Source organism: Nocardioides sp. AN3, assembly GCF_054653495.1.
Genome location: NZ_BAAIGC010000034.1, coordinates 1 through 25,522, shown reverse-complemented (window position 1 = coordinate 25,522; position 25,522 = coordinate 1). Strand labels below are relative to the sequence as shown.

General features: G+C 70.8%; 25 protein-coding genes and 1 pseudogene. 13 read left to right on the top strand and 13 right to left on the bottom strand.

Translation table 11 applies throughout. The annotated features are described in order from the left end of the window. Nucleotides 1-3: 3 nt before the first annotated feature. The 5 genes from ACYQ1K_RS24105 to ACYQ1K_RS24085 all read right to left on the bottom strand — a co-directional run bounded on the left by ACYQ1K_RS24105 (nucleotide 4) and on the right by ACYQ1K_RS24085 (nucleotide 6,997). Nucleotides 4-894 carry an SGNH/GDSL hydrolase family protein gene (locus ACYQ1K_RS24105; RefSeq protein ID WP_459985956.1) on the bottom strand — a complete coding sequence of 297 codons (891 nt, stop codon included), beginning with the start codon at nucleotides 892-894 and terminating at the stop codon, nucleotides 4-6. Between the two features lie 82 nt (nucleotides 895-976). Further along, on the bottom strand, nucleotides 977-3,952 hold the full coding sequence (mptB, locus tag ACYQ1K_RS24100; protein ID WP_459985955.1) for a polyprenol phosphomannose-dependent alpha 1,6 mannosyltransferase MptB: 2,976 nt from the start codon (nucleotides 3,950-3,952) through the stop codon (nucleotides 977-979). A gap of 138 nt (nucleotides 3,953-4,090) precedes the next feature. Further along, nucleotides 4,091-4,951, bottom strand: a complete 861-nt coding sequence (locus tag ACYQ1K_RS24095; protein ID WP_459985954.1) for an ABC transporter permease — start codon at nucleotides 4,949-4,951, stop codon at nucleotides 4,091-4,093. Then, on the bottom strand, nucleotides 4,938-5,873 hold the full coding sequence (locus ACYQ1K_RS24090; RefSeq protein WP_459985952.1) for an ABC transporter ATP-binding protein: 936 nt from the start codon (nucleotides 5,871-5,873) through the stop codon (nucleotides 4,938-4,940). The genes ACYQ1K_RS24095 and ACYQ1K_RS24090 overlap by 14 nt, the downstream gene beginning before the upstream one ends. Then, on the bottom strand, nucleotides 5,870-6,997 hold the full coding sequence (locus ACYQ1K_RS24085; RefSeq protein ID WP_459985951.1) for a LolA family protein: 1,128 nt from the start codon (nucleotides 6,995-6,997) through the stop codon (nucleotides 5,870-5,872). The genes ACYQ1K_RS24090 and ACYQ1K_RS24085 overlap by 4 nt, the downstream gene beginning before the upstream one ends. An 80-nt stretch (nucleotides 6,998-7,077) precedes the next feature. On the opposite strand from ACYQ1K_RS24085, the gene ACYQ1K_RS24080 reads away from it, so the two are divergent. The 3 genes and pseudogenes from ACYQ1K_RS24080 to ACYQ1K_RS24070 form a co-directional block, all read left to right on the top strand. Continuing rightward, nucleotides 7,078-7,743, top strand: a complete 666-nt coding sequence (locus tag ACYQ1K_RS24080; protein ID WP_459985949.1) for a response regulator transcription factor — start codon at nucleotides 7,078-7,080, stop codon at nucleotides 7,741-7,743. A gap of 2 nt (nucleotides 7,744-7,745) precedes the next feature. Next, entirely contained in the window at nucleotides 7,746-9,101 is a 1,356-nt protein-coding gene (locus ACYQ1K_RS24075) for an ATP-binding protein (protein WP_459985947.1), read from the top strand. A 467-nt stretch (nucleotides 9,102-9,568) separates the two neighbouring features. Further along, nucleotides 9,569-9,829, top strand: a pseudogene (locus ACYQ1K_RS24070) (SpoIIE family protein phosphatase); the annotation flags it as partial. Between the two features lie 159 nt (nucleotides 9,830-9,988). Here ACYQ1K_RS24070 and ACYQ1K_RS24065 read toward each other — a convergent pair. The 3 genes from ACYQ1K_RS24065 to ACYQ1K_RS24055 all read right to left on the bottom strand — a co-directional run bounded on the left by ACYQ1K_RS24065 (nucleotide 9,989) and on the right by ACYQ1K_RS24055 (nucleotide 11,493). Beyond that, nucleotides 9,989-10,384: a hypothetical protein gene (locus tag ACYQ1K_RS24065; RefSeq protein ID WP_459985946.1), complete on the bottom strand. Its 396-nt coding sequence runs from the start codon at nucleotides 10,382-10,384 to the stop codon at nucleotides 9,989-9,991. Between the two features lie 162 nt (nucleotides 10,385-10,546). Next, entirely contained in the window at nucleotides 10,547-10,687 is a 141-nt protein-coding gene (locus ACYQ1K_RS24060) for a hypothetical protein (protein ID WP_459985945.1), read from the bottom strand. A gap of 86 nt (nucleotides 10,688-10,773) precedes the next feature. Continuing rightward, nucleotides 10,774-11,493, bottom strand: a complete 720-nt coding sequence (locus tag ACYQ1K_RS24055; protein ID WP_459985944.1) for a LolA-like protein — start codon at nucleotides 11,491-11,493, stop codon at nucleotides 10,774-10,776. A 179-nt stretch (nucleotides 11,494-11,672) separates the two neighbouring features. Here ACYQ1K_RS24055 and ACYQ1K_RS24050 point away from each other — a divergent pair, with 179 nt between their 5' ends. Then, a complete protein-coding gene (locus ACYQ1K_RS24050; protein ID WP_459985941.1) occupies nucleotides 11,673-12,290 on the top strand; it encodes a phosphatase PAP2 family protein in 618 nt (205 codons plus the stop codon). 103 nt (nucleotides 12,291-12,393) lie between these two features. Further along, nucleotides 12,394-12,675, top strand: coding sequence for a GlsB/YeaQ/YmgE family stress response membrane protein (locus ACYQ1K_RS24045; RefSeq protein ID WP_459985938.1), 282 nt, complete (start codon nucleotides 12,394-12,396; stop codon nucleotides 12,673-12,675). 10 nt (nucleotides 12,676-12,685) lie between these two features. On the opposite strand, the gene ACYQ1K_RS24040 is transcribed toward ACYQ1K_RS24045, so the two are convergent. The 5 genes from ACYQ1K_RS24040 to ACYQ1K_RS24020 are packed head-to-tail and all read right to left on the bottom strand — an operon-like array spanning nucleotide 12,686 to nucleotide 18,735. Further along, nucleotides 12,686-13,672, bottom strand: coding sequence for a LysR family transcriptional regulator (locus ACYQ1K_RS24040; RefSeq protein WP_459985937.1), 987 nt, complete (start codon nucleotides 13,670-13,672; stop codon nucleotides 12,686-12,688). A 5-nt stretch (nucleotides 13,673-13,677) separates the two neighbouring features. Beyond that, nucleotides 13,678-14,967 (bottom strand): amidohydrolase, encoded by a 1,290-nt coding sequence (locus ACYQ1K_RS24035; protein WP_459985935.1) that lies wholly within the window; start codon nucleotides 14,965-14,967, stop codon nucleotides 13,678-13,680. Continuing rightward, a complete protein-coding gene (locus ACYQ1K_RS24030) occupies nucleotides 14,964-16,130 on the bottom strand; it encodes an NAD(P)/FAD-dependent oxidoreductase (protein WP_459985934.1) in 1,167 nt (388 codons plus the stop codon). Before ACYQ1K_RS24030 ends, ACYQ1K_RS24035 begins: the two co-directional genes overlap by 4 nt. Then, entirely contained in the window at nucleotides 16,130-17,647 is a 1,518-nt protein-coding gene (gene amaB, locus ACYQ1K_RS24025; RefSeq protein ID WP_459985994.1) for an L-piperidine-6-carboxylate dehydrogenase, read from the bottom strand. The genes ACYQ1K_RS24030 and amaB overlap by 1 nt, the downstream gene beginning before the upstream one ends. Before the next feature lie 5 nt (nucleotides 17,648-17,652). Continuing rightward, nucleotides 17,653-18,735 carry a saccharopine dehydrogenase family protein gene (locus tag ACYQ1K_RS24020; protein ID WP_459985932.1) on the bottom strand — a complete coding sequence of 361 codons (1,083 nt, stop codon included), beginning with the start codon at nucleotides 18,733-18,735 and terminating at the stop codon, nucleotides 17,653-17,655. A 134-nt stretch (nucleotides 18,736-18,869) separates the two neighbouring features. Here ACYQ1K_RS24020 and ACYQ1K_RS24015 point away from each other — a divergent pair, with 134 nt between their 5' ends. The 8 genes from ACYQ1K_RS24015 to ACYQ1K_RS23980 all read left to right on the top strand — a co-directional run. Then, nucleotides 18,870-19,787: a LysR family transcriptional regulator gene (locus tag ACYQ1K_RS24015; protein WP_459985931.1), complete on the top strand. Its 918-nt coding sequence runs from the start codon at nucleotides 18,870-18,872 to the stop codon at nucleotides 19,785-19,787. Between the two features lie 162 nt (nucleotides 19,788-19,949). Beyond that, complete coding sequence (locus ACYQ1K_RS24010; RefSeq protein WP_459985929.1) at nucleotides 19,950-20,420, top strand: Rid family hydrolase; 471 nt, start codon at nucleotides 19,950-19,952, stop codon at nucleotides 20,418-20,420. Beyond that, nucleotides 20,417-21,181 (top strand): aspartate/glutamate racemase family protein, encoded by a 765-nt coding sequence (locus ACYQ1K_RS24005; protein WP_459985928.1) that lies wholly within the window; start codon nucleotides 20,417-20,419, stop codon nucleotides 21,179-21,181. Before ACYQ1K_RS24010 ends, ACYQ1K_RS24005 begins: the two co-directional genes overlap by 4 nt. 4 nt (nucleotides 21,182-21,185) lie before the next feature. Further along, the gene (locus ACYQ1K_RS24000) at nucleotides 21,186-21,956 is read left to right on the top strand and encodes an amino acid ABC transporter ATP-binding protein (RefSeq protein ID WP_459985927.1); all 771 of its coding nucleotides are present in this window, start codon (nucleotides 21,186-21,188) and stop codon (nucleotides 21,954-21,956) included. A gap of 2 nt (nucleotides 21,957-21,958) precedes the next feature. Next, nucleotides 21,959-22,597: an amino acid ABC transporter permease gene (locus ACYQ1K_RS23995; RefSeq protein WP_459985925.1), complete on the top strand. Its 639-nt coding sequence runs from the start codon at nucleotides 21,959-21,961 to the stop codon at nucleotides 22,595-22,597. Then, nucleotides 22,594-23,247 (top strand): amino acid ABC transporter permease, encoded by a 654-nt coding sequence (locus ACYQ1K_RS23990; RefSeq protein ID WP_459985924.1) that lies wholly within the window; start codon nucleotides 22,594-22,596, stop codon nucleotides 23,245-23,247. Before ACYQ1K_RS23995 ends, ACYQ1K_RS23990 begins: the two co-directional genes overlap by 4 nt. 29 nt (nucleotides 23,248-23,276) lie before the next feature. Next, nucleotides 23,277-24,131 carry a substrate-binding periplasmic protein gene (locus ACYQ1K_RS23985; protein WP_459985922.1) on the top strand — a complete coding sequence of 285 codons (855 nt, stop codon included), beginning with the start codon at nucleotides 23,277-23,279 and terminating at the stop codon, nucleotides 24,129-24,131. Nucleotides 24,132-24,315: 184 nt separating this feature from the next. After that, nucleotides 24,316-25,522 (top strand): hypothetical protein (locus ACYQ1K_RS23980; protein ID WP_459985919.1); only part of this gene is annotated, 1,207 nt, incomplete at its 3' end.

Below are 25,522 nucleotides of genomic sequence, written 5' to 3'. Positions count from 1 at the left end.
CGCTCAGACCCGCGGCAGGCCGGCGGACAGCAGTGTGCCGGCGATCAGCTGGTGGCCTGCGGCGTCGGGATGGTCACCGTCGGGAGCCATGAGGGCGGTGACGTCGCGTCCAGACTGCTCGAACGGCGTGAAGAGGTCGACGTAGCGTGCACCGGCGGCCGTCGACACCGCCTTGATGACGCCGTTGGCCCGTCGGGTCAGCTGCAACGATGCCTGCAGGCCGTCGTCCCCGTACGCCTGGCGCGCGACGTCACCGTCCTCGAACACGTTCCAGTATCCCGTCACCAGCATCGTCGTGGGCTTGCCCCGCCTCAGTGACCGGATCGTCGCGAGCACCGAGGCCAGGTCGGCCCGCATCGTCTCCAGCTCATCGCTGACGCAGTCGGTGTTGCCGGCCTCGCACTCTCCGGTGACGACCTGGTCGTGATGGTCGCCGAAGTCGTTCGCGCCGATCGTCACGAGGAAGATGTCGGCGCGGCGTACGGCGGCCTGGATGTCCGGCGTGCGCAGCTGAGCCACCACGTCGGAGGTCTGCAGACCGCTCACGGCCCGGTTGTCCACGCTCACCCTCGTGCCTGTGTGCTTGGCCAGGAGTGTGCCGTAGGTCTGCGGGAACGGGCTGCAGTCGCAGGCCTTGCCCGAGGGCACCGAGTCGCCCAGGGCCATGACGACGTGGCCGGGCTGGCCCGGGCCTGCGCCCGCCTGGGCACTCGGCGGCGTGCTTGCCTGAGGGCTCAGCTGATTGCTGGGTGACGCGCTGGGCGACGCGCTGGCGTGAGCCCCGGGCTGCGCGAGAGCGCCGTTCTCGAGCCGGGAGACGCCGAGCGTCGCGACCAGCGCGACCGCCACGAGGAGCGTCACGACGAGGGGGACAGCGATCGCGCGCAGCCTCATGCCGCCTGAGGGCGCGCGAGGGCGCGAGATGTGGTGAGGGGCACGGACGTTGAGGCTACCGAGTCGGCTCAAACGCCGACAATCAGCATCGGCCACCCAGTGCCGCTTCGGAGCCCGCGCCGAGGGAGCGGTGCACGCCGTTGAGCAGCAGGATCTTGTGACCGCACACGACGCCGGCGAGGTGGTAGCGCTGCGTGAGCAGCCGCGCGACGCGAGGCGTCTCGAGGTGCCAGGCGTTGATGCTGCCGGCCTCGAGCAGCCACGTGGGGGCGTGCGGGCCGGCGAGGATACGTGCGAAGAGACGCAGATGCGGGTCCTCAACGCGGACCGGCAGGGACCATGAGTACGGGTACGGCGTGCGGAGCCCGGCATCCTCGAGGAGGTTCGCCTGACCCCACACGACTGTCATGGTGTCGTGGGGCTGCGCGGAGGCGGCGACGTAGCGCGCCATCGCGGGCTCCTCGACGTTCACCGGCATCCGCGCGACCACGTGGACGGCCGCGACGAGCACCGTCGCACCCACCACGAGTCTGGGCGCCACTCGCGCATGCCACCGGCGCTCGGCGGGCATGAAGCCGAGCGCCATCCCCACGGCCGCCAACGGGACGACGGCGAGCCAGTAGTAGGCATACCAATTCACGCTGGCGGCGATCACGGCCGCCAGGCACGCGACCGCGACCAGGATCACCCCGAGGAGCCGGAGCGATCGACGTCGGGTGAGCTGGTCGTAGGCCACGTGTGCGAGACACAGGCCCAGGCCGCTGAGCGCCATGATCTCGAAGAACGGCCAGACCCGCTCGGCCGGGGCACGCGAGGTGGAGCTCGTCACCACGCGGACCGACGCGACGCGGAAGGTGTAGACCGCGTTGAGGAGCACGCCGACACCCGGCCCGGCCGCGGCCCACGCGAGCGTCGCGGCGAGCGGCAACGCCACGCCGAGGGTGAACGAGAGGAGCAGGAGGGCGTTGCGCCGGGCCTGGGCGAGCAGCACGACGGCGGCGACGACCATCGCCACCAGCGCGCTCTGCTTGCTGAGGAAGGCGAGCACGCCCGCGCACCCGGCGAGTCCGGCGAGCACGACCGGCACCCACCCGCCACGGCGACCAGGCTCCTCGGCGCGCCGGCGGTGCAGTGCGCCGAGCAGCAGCGCGAAGGAGACCATCACGAACATCGCTCCGACGCCGTCGCTGATCAACTGGTTGCCGTCCAGCGCCGGTTCCGAGGACAGCGCAGCCGCGCAGAGGGCCGCTGCCAGTCCACCGTCCGGTCCGGCCAGCCGTCGGCCGGCGTACCAGGCGCCCATGGTGAGCCCCCCGGCCACCGTGACGCCGACGAGGCGCATCGCCACCGGCGACGCGCCCAGGAGGACGACGAGCTTGAAGACGAGGAGGAGCACCGGGGGGCGATCGACCCACTGACCGCCGTAGAGCCAGTGCCCGGGCCCGGGCCAGTGCTGGGCCACGTAGAGGTAGCCGCCCTCGTCGTCGCCGAACGGTGCAGCCAGGAACGGGAGCCGCAGGGCGACCGCGAGGAGCAGCCCTGCCAGCAGTGATCGGCCGGGCCGGGCCGCGAGCCACTCCCACAGGCGACGCGGAGCCACCAGCAGAGTGCGCCCGAGGGGAACGAGACGGTCGCCGACGACGGCGACGGCGATCGCGCCCGCCATCGACCCCATGATGATCGCCCAGGTGCCGGGCACATGCAGCGTGGGGTCGAGCGGCGAGAGGACGCCGAGCACCGCCACCGCCGCGATCAGACATCGCCGGGCGCGTGCGGGCAGGTCGCAGCAGGCGAGGAGCGGCAGGCACCACAGGTAGTACCAGTAGTTGGTGACCGGACTGAGCACCGTCGTCAGCAACGTCGCAAGGCCGGCGGCGCCGAGGGCGACCCGCCGCTCCCCCACCGGCGTGCGCAGGAGGATCCAGAGGCAGCCGAGGCCGAGCAGCGCGACGCCGACGCCGTCGGCGATCGAGGCGGCGTCCGAGTGGCCCGCCCAGCGCAGCGCACGGCCGCCGTCATAGGTCAGCGACAGCGGGGTGTGCAGGCCCAACGCCACGTGCATCGTATGTGTCCAGCCGACGCCCAGGCCGCTGATGACACCGATGCCGACGGCCGTGGCGAGCGCGACGGCCCCCACCCGCACGCTGAGCCGAACGCGCGTCATCAGCGCCCCCGACGGTGCGGCGAGAAGGACCACGCCGAGCCCGGCCATCGCGGCAGGCGCCTTGACGGCCGTCGCAACACCGACCAGCAACGCGCCGGTCAGCCAGCCGCGCGAGGCCGTGAGCGCCAGTGCGAGACAGACGACACCGGCGATCAGGAGGTCGACGTGGGCGCCGCCGATGCCGTCGGCGAGGACGAAGGGGCTCGCGACAGCGAGCCAGGCGGCGGGCGCCGGGCGGCGACCCGCCATCCGCGCCAGCCGAGGAACGGCGACCATCAGCAGACCGAGTCCGAGCACGGCGAGGACGCGGTAGCCGAACATCAGCAGCCAGGGACTCGACGTCACCTGGCTGAGCGCGCCGCCCCACAGGAGCGGAACGGGACCGTACGGCGCGGGGGTGTGTCGCCAGCACAGGCAGACGGCCTGCACGATCGGTCCGTGCAGCACGGCGGGCGGCGAGACGTACGGCGACAGGCCATGCCCGGTCAGGAACCCGTCAGCGGCGTAGCTCCACGCGTCGCCGCTGAACAGCGGCGGCGCGAACAGGAGCGGCACGGCCCACAGGAGCGTCGCGCGACAGACGTCGACGACGTCGGCGCGCCGGCGACGCACCGCGTGTCCGAGGATCAGCCAGGCGCCCGTGAGCAGGATGACGCCTGCGAGGCACAGGAGGACGCCCCAGCGCTGGGCGGACGGCAGGGCCCGCAGATCGCGCAGGACATCGAGCCGGCCGACGTGACCGCCCGAGGGCATCCTGCTGTAGGCGAAGCCGCCGGCGGTCATGCAGGCGGCGCCGAGCATGCCGCCCAGCGTCCACCACCACCGACTGCCGGCGACGAGCGCTCGCCGCACGCCACCGGCGCTCATGCGCATCGGAGCTTCGACCACACTCATGGGCGCGCCGCTCAGCGCTCCTCGGCGCGGCGGCGCCGAGCGGTCGTGTGCCCCATGGGCACGAGAGTGCGCCGGGGCAGGTGAAGGACTCATGAAGTTCCTCCTTCCACGCCCCTGCGCGGATTGCCGTCGCCGCGCCTAGCTCGTGATGTCCTTGGCGGCGAAGCGGGCCCAGGCCGCGAGGAAGAAGACCAGCGCGTAGGAGGCCGCCAGGTAGAGGCCGTGCAGCACGCCGTCCCACACGATCGGTGTGCGCAGGAGGTCGCCGAAGGCCATCCAGTGATGGGTCAGCAGGTAGGGATGGAGACGGGCGACCTGCGGGATGGAGTCGAGGATGAAGCTGGCGGTGGAGAAGACGACCGTCGCCAGGGTCGCCGCGATCGGCTGCTCGGTCAAGGTCGAGATGAACAGCCCGACCGCGCCCAGCGCCGCGAGCCCACAGGAGAGGTAGACGGCTGCCAGCGCCACACGGCCGAGGCCGGCGAGGAAGGAGATCTGCGTCCCTGACAGGGTCGTGAGATCGCCGCCCCCGAAGAGGGCCAGCCCGATGGCCATGCCGACCACGGCGACGAGGAAGGTCGCGATGAAGGAGAAGATGACGATCGCGGCGTACTTGACGCCGAGCAGTCGAAGCCGCGCGACGGGCACGGTGAGCAGATAGCGGAGCGTGCCGAGGTTGGCCTCGCCGGCCACGCTGTCGCCGGAGATGGCGGCGATCGCCAGCGGCAGGAACAGGCCCAGCTCGATGGTGAGCGCGGACAAGGCCACGAAGAGCCCGTTCTCCGTGATGGAGCGGAAGAAGTCCGGGGCGTCGTTGCCCGGCTGAGACGCGGTGGACTTCACGGCGATCGCGATGAAGATCGGCACCGCCGCCAGGATGGCCATGCCGGCGATGTTGCGCCGCCGTCGCAGGATGAGCCGGAGCTCCGAGGCCAGCAGGCGAGGCGAGGGGCGTCGCAGCGACACGGTGCCTGGCGCCGAGAGCTCAGCCGCTGACATCGAAGCCCTCCCCCGTCAGGCGCACGAAGACGTCCTCGAGCGTAGGCGCGTCGACGACGAACCCGGTCACCGACATCCCGGCGTGGACGCACGCCGTCACGACCTTCTCGGGCGGCACCTGGCCGAGCCGGCCGACCGCGATGCGCCCCGCGACGTGCACGTCGCCCAATCCCAGCTCGCGCATCACCCGCGCGGCCTGCTCCGGCTGGTCGGTCTCGATCCGTGCCTCGGTCTCCTGCTGGCGCCGGATCTCGGCTGCCGGTCCCTGCGTGATCAGACGACCCGTGTGCATCACACCGATGTGGCTGCAGACCTGCTCGACCTCCGAGAGCAGATGGCTGGAGACCAGGACCGTGGTGCCGTCGGCGGCCAGCGACGTGACGAGGGAGCGCACCTCACGTGTCCCCTGCGGGTCCAGGCCATTGGTCGGCTCGTCGAGGACCATGAGGTCCTTGGGCGTCAACAGGGCGCCGGCGATCGCCAGCCGTTGCCGCATGCCGAGGGAGTAGGCCCGATACCTCTTGCGGGCGGCCGCCAGGAGGCCGACACGGTCGAGCGCGGCGTCGACCCGCGACGTCGACGTCGCCGGGTCGGCGGTGCGGTCGGCGGCGTCGAGACGGCGCAGGTTGTCTCGGCCGGAGAGATAGGGGTGGAACGCGGGACCCTCCACGAGGGCCCCGACACGTGGCAGGGCGTCGACGACCCGGCCCGGCACCGGATGGCCGAGCAGCTCGATCTCTCCCTGCGTAGGCGCCACGAGACCCAGCAGCATCCGGATCGTGGTCGTCTTGCCCGAGCCGTTCGGACCCAGGAACCCGTAGACCGCGCCGCTGGGCACCACGAGGTCGATCGCGTCGACCGCGGTCTGGGAGCCGAACCTCTTGGTGAGGCCGGCAGTGCGGACCGCGTCGGCCGCGGTCACCGCGCCGCGAGCGCGGCGTAGAGCTGGGCGGGGGCCACCGCGCCGGCCACCACCCGTCCGTCGTCGGTGACCAGCACGGAGAAGAGCGTGCCACGGAGCAGGTGGCCCGACCCCCAGGATCCGGACACCGTCGGAAGCGACTTGACCACGGAGCCGAGGCTACCGAGAGGGGTCTGCTCCTTCGATGCGGCGCCACCACCCGGCGTCGGCATGGTCGCCTTGACGATGGTGGTCCAGCCCGTGCCGACCGTGTGCGGGGCCGCGTCCGGCGCGTGCGCAGGTGCCGAGCCTGAGCTGTCGCCCTTGCCGCCCATGCCGCCCATGCCGCCCTGGGTCACGGTGGCGCCCGGCGGAGGGTTGAACCGGAAGACCGACGACGAGGGCTTCGACGGGTCGAAGGAGGTGAACCCGGTCTCGAACGCCGGCTTCGCCGCCCCACGCGCGAAGATCTGCACCCGGGTCGGGATGTGGGTGGCGCCGTCGATCGCGACCTTCACCGCGCCGATCAACGTGGCCGTGTCGCGAGGCTCGAGCACGAGCTGGTACGCCGCACGGTCGGCGACGACGGCGTTCGGGTCGGTGCTGACCATGGTGGTCGGCGTGATCGCCTGGAGGGCCGCGTCAGCCGCCTGCTGCGGCGTCATCGCCGGGCCGGTCGGTGTCCTGGCCTCCTTGTGCCCGTGGTCCTGTCCCTGGGCCGGGACTGCGAAATGGCGCGCGGTGTTGTCGTGGCTCGACCACAGCCAGACGTCGGACCCGTTGCGGACGAGGTCGGATTCGCCGAGCTGGCCGAGGAGCGCGATCCTCGCCTGCTGCTGTCCCGCGCTCCAGACCCGGAGCGTGTGCGAGCCGGAGACCAGCGAGCTGAAGCTCGAGCTGCGGTCACCGGCGACACCCGGGAGGTCGGGGAGCCCGAGGCTGGCCGACTGCACGACCGTGCCGGAGAAGCCGTCCAAGCGCGCCTTCTGCACGTCGACGAGGAGCTGGGCTGCGCTGCGCGCAGGGAGCGTGTGGTGGGCGCTGCGCGAGATGGCGGCCACCCCGGAGCCTGCGCTGGTCACGACGACGACGGCGAGGATCGGCAGCAGCCACCGCCATCTGGGTCCGCGGTTCGACAGCATCATGCCGGCCATCGTCACGCCACGCGCTGTGAACCTGCTGAGAACCTGTGGGGCGGCGTCGATGATCCTGACAGGATGCCCGTGTGCGACTGCTCGTGGTCGAGGACGAGGTGCGGCTGGCGCGCGCTCTGCGCCGGGGGCTGATGGCGGACGGCTTCACCGTCGACATCGCGGTCACGGGACCATCCGGCCTGACGGCGGCACGCGACGGCGGCTACGACGCCATCCTGTTGGACGTCATGCTTCCGGGCATGTCGGGGCTCGACGTGGTGCGAGCGCTCCGGGCGGAGGACAACGGCGTCCCGGTCCTGATCCTCTCGGCCAGGGACGGCGTACGTGACCAGGTCGACGGCCTCGACCTCGGTGCCGATGACTACCTGGTCAAGCCAGCGTCCTACGCCGTCCTGCTGGCGCGCCTGCGCGCGGTCCTGCGGCGCCACCACGACACCCGGCCGCCGGTGCTCGCGTGGGGCGACGTGCGGCTGGATCCTGCCACCCGGGAGGTGACATTCGGCGACGAGCCGGTCGCGCTGACGCCTCGCGAGTATGCGCTGCTGGAGTTCTTCCTCCGCCACCCCGACCGGGTCGTCACCAAGCTCGAGCTCCTCGACCGCGTCTGGGACCTGGGCGACCGCGACCCGAACACGGTCGAGGTCTATGTCGGCTACCTGCGGCGCAAGCTCGGCGTCGACGTCGTGGAGACCGTGCGCGGTGTGGGCTATCGGCTCGGCCGCTCTGGGATCATCTGAGCATGGCGCGACCCTGGAGTCGCTGGTCGTTGCGTGCCCGCTTGATGAGCATCGGGCTGCTCGGCCTGGCCGTCGCGCTCGCGGTCGGCAGCATCGGTCTCTATGCGGCGCTCTCCGTCGAGGGACTCCGCCGTGTGGACCGCGCAGCAGCGGTCACCACCGGGGAGGTCGCGGGCCTGGTCCGTGCCGGGCGCCTGCCCCAGACACTGCCGGCCAGCGGCGTCTCCGTCATCCAGGTGCTCGATGACCGCGCCCGAGTCGTGAGCGCGTCGTCGAACTCCGACCGCCTGACCTCCATCCTGCGTCCCGACGAGCTCGACGCGGCCCTGCACGCGCCGGTCACGGTGTCGGGCTCACGCCTTGGGATCGCCTCCCAGCTCCGGATCCGAGCCTCCCGCGTCGAGACCGGCACCGGCACGATGACGATCGTGGTCGCCGAGCCCGTCGACGACCTCGTCGAGAGCAGCTCCGTCCTGCGGCTGGTGCTGATGATCGGCTACCCCCTCATCCTGGTGGTCCTCGCCCTGATCGCCTGGCGCGTGATCGGCGCTGCACTTCGTCCCGTCGAGGCACTGCGCTCGGCCGCCGAGCGCATCTCGGGGTCGGGACGTGGAGACCGGCTCCCCGTGCCGCCGGCCGACGACGAGGTCCGCGCGCTCGCCGTGACGCTCAACTCGATGCTGGACCGTCTCGACGGAGCGCGTGAGCGGGAGCGCGGCTTCGTGGCCGACGCCGCCCACGAGCTGCGCAACCCGCTCGCCTCGATGCGCATGCAGATCGACGTGGCGAGGCGGCTCGACCACGACGAGGAGCTCCTCGCCGACCTGGACGCCGACGTGTCGCGGATGTCCTCGCTCGTCGAGGACCTCCTCGTGATCGCGCGGATCGATGCCGGCACCCCCGCCGTGCCCGCAGGCGAGGTCGCGGACCTGCGCCTGGTGCTCGCCTCGGCGGCGGACGGTCTCCCGGTGTCCGTGCCGATCGAGATCGAGCCGAGCGTGGCCGAGCAGGTGCAGGCGCCGGCGACCGACCTCATCCGCGTGTTCGGGAACGTGTTCGCCAACGCAGTGCGCTATGCCTCCAGCGTCCACGTCTCCGTGCACCGGCGCGGCGATCTGGTCGTCGTGTGGGTCGACGACGACGGTCCGGGGATCGCGGCGTCCGACCGGGCGCGTGCCTTCGAGCGCTTCACCCGGCTCGACGACGCCCGGGACCGCGACTCAGGCGGCGCGGGACTGGGCCTGGCCATCGTCCGGGAGACCGTCCGCTCTCGCGGCGGAGAGGTGCGCCTGGACGACTCGCCGGCAGGCGGCCTCCGGGTGGAGGTGGTGCTTCCGCGGCACCCGGACTGCAGCTGACGGTGTGAGCGTGACACGATCGGGCCACCGAGGATCTCGACGGATCGGGCCGAGAGGAGAGCCGTGTCGACCACTGCCGCTGTTGAGATCGAGGGTCTCGACCGCGCGCTGCGCCTCGCGCGGCGGGTGACGGGACGAGAGCACGCCGGTCTGGCGCTGGTCGGTGGCGACACCGACCTCGCCTGGGACGAACCGGAGACCGCACTCCGACTCGACCACCCACTCCTCCAGGCGACGCTCGACTCCGGTCATCTCCACCAGTGGTCCTGTAGCCAGGCGCTTGGTGACCTCGGCGCCCTGCTCGAGCGGGAGCTGGAGCGCTCCGGCGCCATGAGCCTGGCGGCCCGTGTGGAGCAACAGCTCCTGCCATGCTCCGCGCCGCTCTCACCTTCCACGAGCCTGCGGCAGCCCCCAGCAGGGTGGCCGGCGACCTGTAGGCCGACCTCGACCACGTCTCCAGGTTCGCGACCTGCTTCGCTGCGCGGCTCGACCTGCGCACCGGGCACCTCGACTTCGCCGACGCCGGTGATGGCCTCGCGGTCCTCCTGCGAGGCGACGGTGGATACACGCCGCAGAAGGGCACCGACCTGCCCCTCGGCACGCTTCCCGACTCCGTCTGGCACGCGAACCGCACCGTCCTCGAGCCCGGTGACACGCTGCTCGTGGTCAGCGACGGAGTCCTGGACCTGGTCGACACACCTGAGGGCATCGTCCGCCGTGCGCAGTGATCCCGCGAAGCTCCGGTCGGGCGACGTGCCCCTGACTCGGGCACCCTCACCGTCGCCCTGAGTGCCGTGGAGCGTTTCGCACCGGATACGGGGGAGCTGACACGCCACCGCCCGCCGCCCTCGGACGAGAGCGGCGGGCGGTGGCGGTGAGCCGAACGGCTAGGCGGTTGCGGTCGCGGTCGGTGTCGTGGCGCCCTGGCACTTGGTCAGGGCCGCCTGCGCGTGCGCGAGGCGCTGGACCTGGGCCTTCTTGGCCTTGGCGATCCGGGCCTTCTTGGCCTTGTCGAAGGCAAGCGCCTTCTTCGCCTGGGCCTTCGCCGAGCCCTTGGTGGCGGCGACAGCCTTGCGGTCCTTCTTGACCTTGGCGGTCTGAGCGGCGAACTTCGCGGTCAGCCAGTCGAGCTTGGCCTGGGCCTTGTCGACGTGCGCCTGCTGAGTCGAGCACGGGGCTGCTTGCGCGTGCGAGGCGGTGGCAGCCGAGGCCAGCGTGACGCCGCCAGTGCTGAGAGCGGCAGCAGCGATGAGGGCTGCGGCGCCCTTGCGCAGGTTGTCCATGTTTTACTCCTCCGGAGATGGGACCGATGTCGTTCGGTTCACGCACTTCATGTCGCGCGCCGGGACGGGCGTTACATCCCACAAGAGAAAATCTCGGAAGGTCGCGCGGCCGAAGGCGACGACCGCCGCGCATCGTCGGCGACCTCACCGACGTGGCCGAGGTCAGCGAGCACTGACCTCGCGAACGGTCTTGTCGTCCGGCTCGGGCTCGGCGCCCGGACCAGGCTCGTGGCCCGGGTCGAGCGGAGGATCCGGGTCCGGGGTGGCCTGGGGGTCGTTCGGACCGGTGGGTGTCATCGTCATGCCGCCAGGTACCCCGCCGGAGCCGGTTCACCCCGAGGCCGGTCCATCCCGGAGCCGAGGCGACCCGGCCGCACGGAGGCCGCCGCTCAGGACGTGGGCATGTCGACGATGTCTGACCTGGGCGGCGCCTCGACGGAGACCCTCTTGCCCCAGTCCGAGTAGGTCATCGTCATCGTCGCCCCGGCGCCAGCGGAGGTCTCCACCTTGTCGAGGTAGCCGTCCTCGCCGACGTACACGTCGGTGGTCACGGCGCCCTGGCTGACCTGCCAGTGCCCGTCGCCGAGATCCTTGGCGGACCCGCCCGCGGCCTTGAGCTGCTCGAGGGTCCGGGACGGGTCCATCGCGAGGGCCGACCCGGCCTGCCCGGCGCTCATCTTCATCCACTTGCCTTGCTGTCCGGGGACCTGCACGTAGATCGCGGTGTCGACGAGCCGCATCTGCGTCGTCTGGCCGGCCGTCTTCAGGCGAAGCTGCATCGCCGAGTCCTTGCCGGCGAAGACGACGTCTCCCTCGCCGGATCCCTGGCTGCCCATGTCGAGGGTGATGTGCGCGCTCTTGCCCTCGGTCAGCGTCCGCGTCATCGCGTCGACGAGGCCGCTGGCGTCGCCCGACGCTTGCGTCGACGCCTCCGTCGTCGCTGCCGTCGCGGACGTCGACGGCGTCGATGCTCCGGTCGAGGCTCCGATCGACGGCGTCGAGGCACGGCCGGCGTTGCCCTTCTGGTCGCTGCCACCGCATGCCGCCACGGCCAGCACAGCGGTCGCGACTCCGGCGATGGCGAGCATTCGGCACGAACGGGCTCTCACGTCAAGGTCTCCTCAGGTCGACTCACTCCATCGGCATGGGTGCCGACGCGAAGGAGACGCGCGGGCCCGGGGCGTCATGACGACGCGCGCGACGCGGATTCATCATCGCTTCATGCCGCCCTGTCTACGGTCAGCCTCTCCGGCGCGGTCGTCGGGGTGCGGCAAGCGAAGGAGAAGCGGTGGCGTCGAACGGGCCGACGGTGGTGTGGGGTCACGTCCAGGAGGACTGGTTCGGGGCGGTCAACCACTTCGCCCGGAGCACGCCGTGGCTGCACACACCGGCGAGGTGGTACGCCGGCTACGGTGTGGCTGTCTTCGCCGCTCTGCTCCTGGTCTCGTGGCTGCTCGCCAGGCGGGATGGCGATCTACGACGGGTCACGGCTGCACTGTGGGCACCGATCGGGACCTTGATCGCCCTCGGCGTCAACCAGTTCCTGGTCGCGGCGTTCGGGGAGTCGCGCCCCTACACGGTCATGCCGCACGCCCTCGTGCTCGTCTCTCGCAGCACGGACTCCTCCTTCCCGAGCGACCACGCCGTCATGGCGGGCGCCGTCACGGCCAGCGTGCTGCTGGCCAACAGAAGGCTCGGACTTCTGACGGCGGGACTCGCCGTCCTGATGGCCGCCACCCGGGTGTATGTCGGCGCCCACTTCCCCCTCGACGTCGTGGTCGGCCTGGCCGTCGGCGCGATCATCGCGGTCGTCTCCTACCTGATCGTGCGCCCCCTGTGCTACCGCCTCGTCGTCCTGCTGGGGCAGACTCGCCTGCGCCTCCTGGTCACCGCGCAACCCGGCTGAGAGTGGCTGAGAGTTCACTCGCCGCTCATCTGGGTACCTCTCAGGGAGCGAACGACGCACCTGTGTCGCCCGTTCGTCCTGCTCATCACGGGAGGGAACCCTCATGGAGATCATCGGTGTCATCATCGCCGGCATCATCATCGGCTTGCTGGGCAAGTTCGTCGCGCCGGGAGACAAGGACAACATCCCGATCTGGCTGACGATCCTGTGCGGCATCGGCGGTGTCATCATCGGCTGGTTCATCTACACCGCCTTCGGGGGGAACGGCAGCCCTGGCATCGACTGGACGCGCTGGGTCGTCGCGATCATCTGCGCCGCCGTCCTGGTGGTGATCGCCTCCACCGTCACCGGACGCAACACCACCCACAGGTTCGGACGCCACTGAGACGGGGCGATCAGGACACAGCCTCTGCTTTCGCCCGGCCGCGCGGGACCGGCACCGGCGTGACCCACGCCGGTGCTCCGGCCCGGGTGAGCCCTGGTTGCACCATCGCCAGCTTGTTGGACGCGCGCCGCAGGGAGTCGACCGCTGCCGTCGTGCTCGGTTGCGCCGTCCTGCTGAGCGACACCACATGACGCCGGACCTCGAGCCCGTCGATCTGGGTGGCGACGATGTCGTCGGCGTGGACGTGCGCGAGTGACGGGATCAGCGCGATCCCCAACCCCGAGCGGACGAAGCCCCGGATCACGTCGTAGTCGTTGCTTCTCACGCTGACCGCGGGCGCGAACCCCGATGCCGAGCAGATCCGCTGCAGGCAGGTCGCCCCCGCGGTCCCCTCGCGTGTGGTGACCCAGCTCTCCGAGTCGAGGTCGGCGAGGGTCACGCTCTCCTCGTCGGCGAGGCGATGACCTCGGGGCAGGAGGAGGATGAGGTCCTCGTGGAGAAGCGGCTGGGCCGCCAGCGTCGGGGGCCAGCGAGGCGGCACCAGGTCGTAGCGGTAGACGATCGCGACGTCCAGCAGCGCGTCGTGGAGCATGGCGACCAGGTCGTCCGGCTCGCCCTCGTCGAGGTCGAGGTCGACGCTGGGATGCAGCCCACGATAGTGAGCCAGGGCTGCGGGAAGCAGCTGCTCGCTGGCGGTCGGGAAGCTCCCGAGCCGCAGTCTCCCCAGGTCGCCCTTGGTGAGTCCGCGGATGTCCTCATCGAGGCTCGCGAGGGCGGCGAGGATGCTGGTGGCGCGTTCGGCGAGGAACTCCGCCGCGGGCGTCGGTCGGATGCTGTGAGCGTCGCGCTCGAACAACGGCAGCTGCACCGCCCGCTCGAGCGCGGCGACCTGTTGGGAGACCGCAGAGCCCGTGTAGCCGATCTGTCGTGCGGCGTCGGCGAAGGAGCCGGTGCGGATCACGACCGCCAGGGTGCGCAGGTGTACCGGGTTCAGCATCTGCCTCATCCTCTTCCCGTGGCGGTGGCGCTTCTCGGCGCCGCCACTGTCTGTTCGACGTCGACGAGTCCGCCGCCGGCCTCGAAGTCCTCGTGGGCGACCCGGCGGACCTCCGCGTCGGCCAGGTAGTCGGCCATCGTGAGGGCCAGTCCGACCGCTCCGTCGACGAGGGCGGCGTCGCCGGTCGCGCTGACCGAGTGGTCGCCGAAGGCGACCGTGTGCATGGGCGTGGCCTCCGCCGAGATGCTCAGCGTCGGATGGATGGCCGGAACGCGGACGCTCAGGTTGCCCAGGTCGGTCGACCATCCGCCCCCGACGGGTTCAGAGGTGGACAGGTCGATGCTCCGTCCCCGAGCGCACATGTGCCCGTGGTAGAGCCGGGCCAGGGCGTCGTTGCTGCGCACGGGAAGGTACGGCGGGAACGGGTCCCAGCGAGCCTCCAGGCGCGTGCCCGTCATCAGCGCCGCCGCCTCGAGGACCGCCTGGACCCTGGCCGACAGGTCGACCAGCGCGTCGAGGTCGCGGGACCTGATCTCGACCACTGCGGACGCACGGTCGGGGACCACGTTGGTCGCCGATCCGCCGTCCGTGATGATCGCGTGCAGACGGTCGGTCGAGCCCATGTGCTGCCGCACCGAGGCGATGCCCTGGTAGGCCGCGACGACGGCGTCGAGGGCGTTGCGACCCAGGTGCGGCGCGGACGAGGCGTGCGCCGCTGTGCCGTGGTAGGTCACCTCCACGTCGCGGACGGCGAGCGAGACGAAGCCGGCGACCTCCCGAGGACCGGTGAAGGGGTGCAGCATGACGACGGCGTCGACGTCGTCGAAGGCACCCGCCCGCGCCATGACCTCCTTGCCGGCACCGTTCTCCTCAGCCGGCGTGCCGATGAGGGCGACGCTTCCCCCGACCTGTGAGACATGGCGCGCCAGCCCGAGGAACGCTCCGAGCGCGCTGGCGCAGATCACGTTGTGACCGCAGCCGTGCCCGACGCCGGGCAGCGCGTCGTACTCGGCGAGCACGGCGACCCGCGGCCGACCGTGGCCGGCGACGGCGCGCAGGGAGGTCGGCAGTCCGTCCTCGCCGATCTTGGCGTCGTAGCCGTAGGACGCGAGAAACGTCGCGACTGCGGCGACCGAGCCGTGCTCGAGAAAGCCGACCTCGGGATTCGCGTACAGCCGATGGCTCAGGTCGACCAACCGAGGACGGAGGTCCTCGATCGTGGCAGTGATCGCGGCCCTGACGTCCGGACCCGCTCCCCGAAGCGGGTCCGGCATCTGCTCCCTGGTCCTGATCATGCCGCGAAGTAGGACGGGGGCGTAGCGCCGTCGATCGCACGCGCGAGCGCCGCGCGTGCCGCGAGAGGTCCGACCAGGTTGCCTGTGCCGCTGTAGCCGCCGCAGGCGAACACCCCGCTCTCGACCTCGGCGCAGAGCGGCCGCCCGTCCTCGGTGAAGCCGACGGAGGCGCCCCAGCGCCGCGTCACTGTGACGGGCCGCCCCGCCATGCGCTCGGCGACGCACTCGATCCAGCCCTGGATCTCGGCGGTCGGCGTCTCGTCCGCCGTCCACTCCGTCCGCGGCTGGCGGTCGCGGCCGCCGCCGACGAACAGGGCACCGTCGGCCGTCTGCTGCGCATAGTCGAAGCCCCACCGCCCGTACACGGGGCACGGGAGCCGATCCGGCAGCCCCGGCGCCGTCGCCAGCATCTGCAGCCGAGCCGTCCGGACCCGTCCGGCCAGCTGCGGGAGAACCTGTTCCAGCCTCCCGTCCACCGCGACGATCACGGCCGGCGCGCTCACGCTGCCGGCGTCGGTCCGGACGAGACCGCTGCTGACCGAGCGCACCCGGGAGTGCTCGAAGAGCCGCGCCCGGTCCTGAAGGCGCTGGGCGAGCCCGAGTGCTCGGCGGGCGGGGTTCATCGAGGCGTCGTCGGGGAAGTACAGGCCCGCACCGAGCTCGCCGTCGTACTCCTCGACGGTGATGCCGAGCCGGCGCATCGCCTTCGCGTGGTCACGACAGTCCGCAGCGTCGAGCTCACGGTCACGCTCCTCGGCCTCATCGCGGGGCACTCCCGGAAGGCCGACGAGGCGGATCGAGCCTGACCGGCGGATCACCTCGGGGCCGAGCTGGCCCGCGAGCCGGTCGATCTCGCCGAGGGTGGCACGGTAGAGCTCAGCGGCGGCATCCCCCAGGGTCTCGACCGCCCGGTGCGCGAAGGCCGCGGCACCGCCGAGAAGCAGGCCGCCGTTGCGCCCGGCCGCACCGGCGGCGACGCGCCCGGCGTCGACCCCGACGACGCTCAGCCCGCGGTGAACGCACTCCTCGACCGCGGCGAGTCCCGAGCCGCCCAGGCCGACGACGCAGACGTCGGCGACGAGGTCGCCGTCGAGGCGGGGCAGGCCGGGCCACGCGGCGACGAGGGGGTCGTCGTCCCACCCGACGTTCGAAGGAAGGCCCATCACACGAACTCGACGCCTTGGGCGAGCGGGAGCTCGGTCGAGTAGTTGACGGTGTTGGTGCTGCGGCGCATGTAGCTCCTCCACGCGTCCGACCCCGACTCCCGGCCGCCGCCGGTCTCCTTCTCGCCGCCGAATGCTCCGCCGATCTCGGCGCCCGAGGGGCCGATGTTGACGTTGGCGATGCCGCAGTCCGAGCCGGTCGCGGACACGAACCGCTCGGCCTCGCGTGCGTCCAGGGTGAAGATCGAGGACGAGAGTCCCTGGGCGACGCCGTTGTGCAGGGCGATCGCCTCGTCGAGGTCGTCGTAGGTCATGACGTAGAGCAGCGGCGCGAACGTCTCCGCCCGCACGATCTCGGTCTGGGACGGCATGTCGATGATCGCCGGACGGACGTAGAGACCCTCCCCCGTCACGTGGACCTGCTGGCCGCCGGTGACCAGCTCTCCGCCGTCCGCGCGGGCTGCGCTGATGGCGCGCTGGAAGCCGTCGAAGGCGGCGTGGTCGATCAGGGGTCCCACGAGGGTGCGGGGCTCGAGCGGCGAGCCGACGGGAAGGGTCTCGTACGCCGCCCGCAGGCGGGCGACCAGGTCGTCCTTGACCGAGCGGTGGGCAATGACGCGGCGCAGTGACGTGCAGCGCTGGCCGGCGGTGCCGACTGCCGAGAACACGATGGCGCGCACTGCCAGGTCGATGTCCGCGGACGGGGTCACGATCGCGGCGTTGTTGCCACCGAGCTCGAGCAGCGTGCGGCCGAGGCGGGCGGCGACGCGGGGCGCGAGCTCCTTGCCCATGCGGGTCGACCCGGTCGCGGAGACCAGCGCCACGCGGGGGTCGTCGACGATGACCTCGCCCACGCGGCGGTCGCCGATGACGACCGACGTCAGCCCGGCCGGTGCGCCGACCCGCGCCGCGGCCTGGAGGAGGAGCGCCTGCGAGGCCAGTGCCGTCAGCACCGACTTCTCCGACGGCTTCCACACGACGGCGTCACCGCAGACGAGGGCCAGCGCGACGTTCCACGACCAGACCGCGACCGGGAAGTTGAACGCCGAGATGACACCGACGACCCCCAGTGGGTGCCACTGCTCCATCATCCGGTGCCCGGGGCGCTCCGTGGCGATCGTCAGTCCGTAGAGCTGGCGGGAGAGACCGACGGCCAAGTCGCAGATGTCGATCATCTCCTGGACCTCGCCGAGGCCCTCGGAGACGATCTTGCCGGCCTCGATCGAGACCAGGGCACCCAGGTCCTCCTTGTGCTCGCGCAGGAGGGTGCCGAGCTCGCGGACGAGAGCACCGCGCACAGGAGCGGGGACGGTTCGCCACGTCTCGAACGCCTGCTGCGCCTCGGCAATGGCCTGCGTGGCCTCGGTGGCCGTGTGCGAGCGCAGCCGCCCGATCGCCGCGCCGTCGATGGGCGAGCGCGCGACCAGGTCGCCGCCGACGTCGAACGGGTCGCCGGCGCCGAGCCGCTCCAGGATCTCCCGTGCTCGCTCCGCGACGCTCTGCTGGTTGCCCTGCATCTGGGTCACACCCTTCCTTGGCTCTCGAAGCTGGCCCCCGCCTGCGTCGTGAGCAGGTCGGAGAGCTCGATGTCCTCTTGCTTGATGAATCCGTGCTGCGGAAGACGCGCCTCGGCGACGAGCTCGACGACGGCGACGGCCGAGGCCGCCGTGGTCCACGAGATCGCCCGCCACTCGCGTCCGCCGACCTCGATCGAGGTGAAGCCGCGCACGTAGTTCTCGCGCAACGGCATGCCGTTCTTGATGCCCTCGACCGCGGCGTGCAGGTAGACGATGTCGTCGTTGACGGGCGGCTTGGCGGCGACGAGCAGCTCACCGGCCAGGTCGCGGCGGTCCCGCAGACCCAGCTCGTCGAACAGGAAGTGCATCTGCTCGAAGTGGCCGGGGTAGCGCATGGTCTTGTAGTCCAGCCGCTGGACCTTGCCGGCGTAGGTCTGGCACATCGTGCCCAGTCCGCCCGACGTCAGCGAGGCCTCCAGCTCGACGCCGCCGATCACGACGCGCTCGGTCTCGGTCATGGCCGGGACCATCTGCCGGCGCCCCGAGCGAAGGACCTCGCAGTCGTTCAGGTACTCGTTGACGACGCCTTCTGCCGACCAGTTGAAGGCATACCCGAGCAGGCCCGTCGGGTTGCGCGGCAGTGCCCCGACCTTCAGCTCGATGGACCGGATCTCCTCGAAGTCCTTGGCCAGGGCCGAGCCGACGATCCCGATCAGACCCGGGGCGAGGCCGCACTGCGGCGCGAACACCGTCGTGGGGTGCTGGGCCGCGAGCTCGATGACCCGGCTGGTCGTCGCGACGTCCTCGGTGAGGTCGAAGTAGTGGGTCCCCGTCTCCGCCGCTGCCTCGGCGATGCCGATGTTGAGGGAGTAGGGCAGGCAGGAGACGGCGGCATGGACGTCGGCGAGAGCCCGCCGCACGGCGGCGGCGTCGGTGACGTCGACCACGCGCGTCTCCACCTCCGCGATCGCTGTCGGCACGGCGTCGAAGCCCGACACGACGAACCCTGAGCCGGCCAGCATGGATGCGACCAGCTCGCCGACCTTGCCCAAGCCGAAGACGGCTACTTCATTGATGGCTCGTGCCACGGATCCTCCCTGTCGTAAGGTTCCGCTAACGGTAGATCTGGGTTGGTAGTAAGTACAGTTAAACTTGATAAGAAGTGCGCGTGCTTGCATCAGGTGCCCTTCGGCCCCTCGGCAGCGCCATGGAAGGATGAGCCATGACCGCCAGCGCCCTGCCCGACGTCCCGCGGCTGCGGATGCTCAACGAGGTCTCGATCCAGGGCACGCTGGCCGGTGCCGCGAGGGCGTTGGGCGTCACGTCCTCCGCGGTCTCCCAGCAGATCAGCGTCCTCGAACGGGAGATGGGCGTGCAGCTGCTCGACCGGTCTCCTCGCGGGGTGGCCCTGACGGGAGCCGGCGAGGTGCTGGTCGAGCACACGCGCTCGATCCTCAGACTGCTCGAGGTCACCCGCGCCGAGATGCACCAGCTCAGCGGCGAGCTCGCCGGACGTGTGCGGATCGCCTCCATCCCGTCGCCCGCGCGGTCGGTCCTGCTTGACGTCGCTCAGCGGCTGGCGGTCTCGTTGCCGGACCTCGAGCTCACGGTCGACGTCCTCGAGCCGACGTACAGTCTGGAGGCCCTGCTCAACGGCTCCGTGGACGTGGCGATCATCGACCTCTACGACAACGTGCCGATCCCCTTCCCCGACTACCTCGTGACCCGCGAGCTGCTTCAGGAGGCGCTGGTCCTGGTCGCGCCGCCCGCTCGGACGTTCCCGGCGAAGGTGCGGCTCTCGGATCTGAAGGGCGAGCGCTGGGTGCTACCACCGGAGATCGGCGCCTGCGGTCAGGCGGTCCGCTACGCCTGCCGAGCCGTGGGCTTCGAGCCGGACGTCCGATGGCAGACCGAGGACCTCCTGCTCCTGGTCGACGCGATCTCCACCGGGCAGGGCATCTCGCTGCTTCCTCCCCTGTCCGTCGACAAGGGGATCGCGCCGGTCCACCTGCAGGCACTCGACGCGCCCCGCTTGGGCCGACGCCTCCTCGCGGTGGCGAGGAGCGGGGACGCGAAGCGCCCCATCGTGAAGGCGGTCCTCGATGAGATCGAGGGGACGTTCGGCCGCGTCTCTGCCTAGCGCGCGGTGAGAAAGTTGTCCCCCAGGACTCCTGGTAGCAGCGCGCGAACTCGTGGCCCTCAGAGGGCCCGCAGACGCGTGATCTCGTGGTGATACTCGTCGCCCGATCCCGGCTCCTTGCGTCGGGAGACGAGCACGAGAGACCACGAAAGAGAAGACATCATGTCGTCAGTACGCCGCTACGCCGATGTGCCCGGCCATTGGCAGGTCCCCGGTTCCTTCGAGATCAACCACAGTCACGGCATCCGCGTCGGCGACACCATCTGGGTCGGCGGTCAGGAGGATCTCGACGCGGACGGCAACGTCCGCAACCCCGGCGACATCGTCGCCCAGTGCCGCTCGGTCATGGAGTCGCTCAAGAACGTCATCGAGGACCTCGGCGGCACGATGGGCGACGTCGTCCAGTTCAACACCTTCTACGCCGGCGAGCTCAGCTATGAGGAGTGGCAGCGGACCTACGACATCCGGTTCAGCTACTTCCCCGCTCCCGGGCCGACTGCCACCGGCATCCTAATCGGCAAGGAGCTCAACCTGCCCGGCATCCGCGTCGAGGTGAACGCCGTCGCGATCGTCGGCAGTGCCGAGGCAACCGTCGCCTATCCCAGCCGCCCGGCCCCGGAGCCGCGCTCATGAGCCGACCGATCCTGGGCGTCGTCCTCTGCGACCTCGACACCTACGCCGTCGACGACCTCGAGTGCCACGACGACGACGCACCCACCATCAGCGACAACCCCGTCGGCTTCTTCGAGAACCCCAGAAGCTGGCCCGGGATCCCGGTCACCTACGCAGTGGCCCGGGGCGCACGGGTCGAGCCCCTCGTCGCCGGCGAGCAGGTCGCGATCGACGCCTTCCGCGCCGCGGCGGAACGTCTCTCCACCTGCTCGCTGGTCATCACCGACTGCGGCTTCTTCTACTACGCCCGCGGGGACGGGCCGGTGCCCGACAACGTGCTGACGAGTGGCCTCGACCTGCTCCCGCTCGCGGCCACCATCACCTCCGGTGACATCGGTGTGCTGACCGTGTCCTCCGAGCCTGCCGAGCGCATGCTCGCCGAGCACGACCTGCGCGATCGCCTCGTCGTGGCGGGGCTGGAGGGCGAGGACGGGTGGAACCGGCTCCTGACCAACGACCACGCCCACCACAACGGCTGGACGCTCGAGGACCTCCGGTCGGGGGTCCGAGCGGCGGCGGAGCGTGAGCTCGGCCCCGGCGGACGGCTCGCGCATGTGGGCGTGCTCGTCCTCGAGTGCACCCTGCTCCCCCAGTTCCGCGAGGAGATCCGTCGCTTCACCGACGTCCCGATCCTCGACGCGGCGTCGTTCGCGATCGGCGCACTCGGGCCGGGCTTCGACCTCTCGGCCACACGTGCCGACGACCACCCGTCAGGAGCGTGAGGCGATGACGCACAGCGACGAGAGCCGCGAACCGGTCATCTGTCTGGAGTCGGTCGTGAAGCGGTTCGGCGACCACCTCGTCATCGACGACGTCTCCCTCGCCGTCAGCGAGGGCGAGGTGGTGGCGATCATCGGCCCCAGCGGCGCCGGGAAGAGCACCCTCCTGCGCTGCATCAACCTCCTCGAGCAGCCCGACGAGGGAGGAGTCCGTGTTGGCGACTGCCGCGTGGAGAGCGGCCGGTCCGTCCGCCGGCGCGAGCTGGTCCGCCTACGACGCAACGTCGGGATGGTCTTCCAATCGTTCAACCTCTTCCCGCACCTCACGGTCCTGCGCAACGTCTCGCTGGCACAGGAGCGCGTCCTCGGGCGCCGCCGCCAGGAGGCCGATGAGCGCTCCCTGAAGCTGCTCGACCGGGTGGGCCTGGCCGACAAGGCCGGGCAGTACCCCCACCGCTGCTCCGGTGGGCAACAGCAGCGGATCGCGATCGCCCGTGCGCTGGCCCTCGAGCCGCGGGTCATGCTCTTCGACGAGCCCACCTCGGCCCTCGACCCGGAGCTGGGGCTGGAGGTCCTGGCCGTCATGCGGGAGCTCGCCAACGAGGGCATGACCATGGTGGTGGTCACCCACGAGATGCAGTTCGCCCGCGACGTCTCCGACCGGGTGGTGGTGATGGCGGACGGATCGATCTTGGAGGAGGGTCCCCCGGCACAGGTCTTCCAGGCCCCCACCGAGGAACGGACGCGGCGGTTCCTGCGCGCCGTCCTGGAGCGGTGACGATGTCGGCGCTCACATCCGTGGCACAGGGCGTGCCCACGACCATCCTGCTGACCTTGCTGGGCTTCGTCCTCGGCGCTCTCGGGGGCATCCCGCTCGCTCTCGGCCGGGGCTCCCACATCCCGGCGCTCCGCTGGAGCGCACGCTTCCTGATCGAGGTGCTTCGAGGGATCCCGACGCTCGCGTGGCTGTTCATCATCTACTTCGGCGTCGGCAGCGGCCTCATTCCGATGGATGCCTTCACCGCGGCGGTGCTCGGGTTCGGCGTGGTGTCGGCCGCCTACATGGCAGAGATCTACCGGGGCGGCCTGTCGGCGATCCACCCCGGTCAATGGGAGGCGAGCGACGCCCTCGGGATGACTCGTGCCGCGACATGGGCACGGATCGCGGGTCCGCAGGTGCTCCGCGTCTCGATTCCGGCGTCGGCGACCTTCGCGATCGGCCTCCTCAAGGACTCCTCCATGGCCTCGGTCATCGGCGTGCAGGACATCATGTACTTCGCCAACCACGACTCCGTCGTCACCCGAAGCGCCATGGCCCCGTTCCTGGTGGCCGCAGGCTTCTACGTCGCCTTGACCATCCCGTGTGCGTGGGCGACCCGCTCGCTCGACGCCACCCTGCGACGGAGGGTCGCGCGATGACCTTCTTCGACGACTGGGCGACCTACCTCCCCGACCTGCTCCGTGGACTGCGGGTGAGCCTCGAGCTCACCCTCGCGGTGCTGGCCCTCGGCCTTCCCGGTGGACTGCTCCTCGCGCTCGGAGCGAGCGCGCCACAACGGCAGGTGCGGTCCCTGACGATCTGCCTCATCGAGATCGGCCGGGGAACACCGGCCCTCGTGATCCTCCAGCTGTTCTACTTCGGGCTCCCCGGGGCCGGCCTGACACTGGCGGCCTTCACGGCGGCGACCCTGGCACTCGCCCTCACGACGGCCGCCTACACCAGCGAGATCATGCGCGGCGGACTCCAGGCGGTGCCGCACGGAGAGGTCGAAGCCGCCATGGCCTTGGGGATGGAGCAGCGCGACACCTTGCGCTTCGTCGTCATCCCGCAGGGCCTGCGGATCGCCACACCGCCGCTGATGGGGTTCGCCATCATGATCTTCCAGGCGACCTCCCTGGCCTACACGATCGCGATCCCCGAGCTGATGAGCGAGGCCTACACGATCGGGTCGATCACCTTCCGCTACCTCAGCATCCTCAGCCTCGCCGGGCTGCTCTATGCGTCCATCACGATCCCCGCGAGCGTCCTCTGCGCTCGCGTCGAGAAGCGACTCGCGCTGCGTCGCTAGCTCCGCCCACCCTCTCGAAAGGCAACGACATGAGAAGACTCCCTCACGGAACGGCCACGTCCGCGGCGACTGCGACGGCCGGCCTGCTGCTGGCCTCGATGCTGGCGGCGTGCGGATCCTCAGACGACCAGACGGCCGTGAGCGCCGACTGCCATCCGGCCGATCACCTGAGCCCCCTCCACCCTGGCGCGCTGACGGTTGCCGTCTACGAGGCACCGCCCTACATCACCTTCAAGGGCAACGACCTGGGCGGCGCCGACGGCGACATCCTCGAGAAGTTCGCGGCCACCGAGTGCCTCAGCATCAAGGCGGCGCCGGCAGCGGCCGCGGCGGTGATCCCCAGCGTCCAGGACGGGCGTGCCGACGTCGCGGCCGGCGGCTGGTGGCGATCGGCCGCACGAGCCAAGGTCCTCGCCCTGACCAACCCGATCTACACCGACCAGATGGTCTTCATCTCGGCCGACGGCCTCAAGAAGGTCTCCGACCTCAAGGGGAAGCGCGTCGGCACCGTCAACGGCAACGTCTGGGTCGATGACGTCAAGGCCTACCTCGGCGACGGGCTGAAGCTCTACCGCGCTCCGACCGACCTCTACCAGGACCTGAGGCTCGGTCGACTCGACGTCGGCATTGACGGGTTCGGTGAGGCGAAGTCGAACAGCAACGGCTTGAAGGTCGAGGTCGTCGAGCCGGACCCGGCGGTTGCCGCCTCGCTCGAGCCCCCGCAGACCGGCTTCCCGATCTCGAAGGACAACCAGACACTGGTGGACGCCCTCAACGCCTACATCGCCAAGATCAAGGCCGACGGCACACTGAAGTCGATCCTCGTGAAGAACGACTGGCCGGCGAACGCAGGTGACACCGGCAGCCCGCGGCTGATCAGCTGACGCCGTCTCGGACGGCGGCCGCTCGCTGCGCCCGAACTCAGCGACACGCCGGTGACCCCGGCGTGTCGCGCTCGGCAGGCGCACGTTCGGGCCGGCCGCTCCCGGGGCCGGTCCGGCATGAGTGAGGACATGGCTGGGTACGTGATCGTTCTTGGCCCGTCCTCGCACAGCGAAGGAGCGTCCCATGCTGATCGACCTCATCCACCCGAGCGGTCGGCAACGGCGCGCGGCGTTCTGCCTGGCCCTCGCAGCCTCGGTCTTCGTCTCGCTCGCGACGCCGCTTCTGGCCGGGCAAGCGACCGAGCCGGTCCATGCCGCCTCCGCCGGTGCACCCGGGGCGCCAGGGACACCGTCGACCTGGAACGAGGGCGACAAGGACGGCTTCGGCACAGCGAGGGGCACGGCGAGCAAAGTCTGGTACACGCTCAACGACGGGATGCTGACCGACGTCTACTACCCCCGGATCGACACCCCGAGCATCAGGGACAGCCAGTTCGTGGTGACCGACGGGGCCACGTTCACCGACCGCGAGGATCGGGACTCGACACACCGCGTGGTCCTGCTGGACAACCGCAGCCTGGCCTACCAGCTGGTCAACACAGCCCGGTCGGGAGCATGGCGGCTGACGAAGACCTTCGTGACCGACTCGGCGCGTTCGACCGTGCTGGAGAAGGTGCGCTTCGAGTCGCTCACGGAGCGGCCGTATCAGCTGTATCTGCTCCACGACCCCGCGCTGTCGATGACCGGGAACGACGACACCGGACGCAGCACCAAGGACGGCGCCCTGCTCTCGACCGACGGCACGACCAGCAGTGCGGTCGTCGTACGCCCTGCCCTGGGCAAGACCTCCAGCGGATACCTCGGGGTCTCCGACGGTTGGACCGACCTCGCCTCCGACCACGCGATGGACTGGCACTACACGGCCACGACTCCTGGCAATGTGGTGCAGACCGGGCGCGTCCTGGTGAACGGGCTGCAGAACCACCAGGACCTCACCGTCGGCATCGGATTCGGAGCCGATGAGTCGACGGCGCTGTCCACCGCTCAGGCAAGCGTGGATCAGGGCTTCGCGGCCGAGAGGGCGGCGTACGACGCCGGCTGGAGCGACTACCTGGCACACCTGACGCCGACCCCGGCCAGCGCCGCCGACTGGCAGACCGAGTGGAACGTGTCCGCGATGGTCCTGGCGGCCAGCGAGGACAAGACGGTGCGGGGCGGGTTCGTCGCGGCCCCCGCCAGACCGTGGGCGTGGGCGAACTCGTTGCAGAGTCTCGCCGTCTACCACGCGGTGTGGTCGCGAGACCTCTATCAGATCGCAACCGGACTGCTCGCCGTCGGCGACAAGGCCGCCGCCGGGCGAGCGCTGGACTTCCTCTGGAACGTCCAACAGC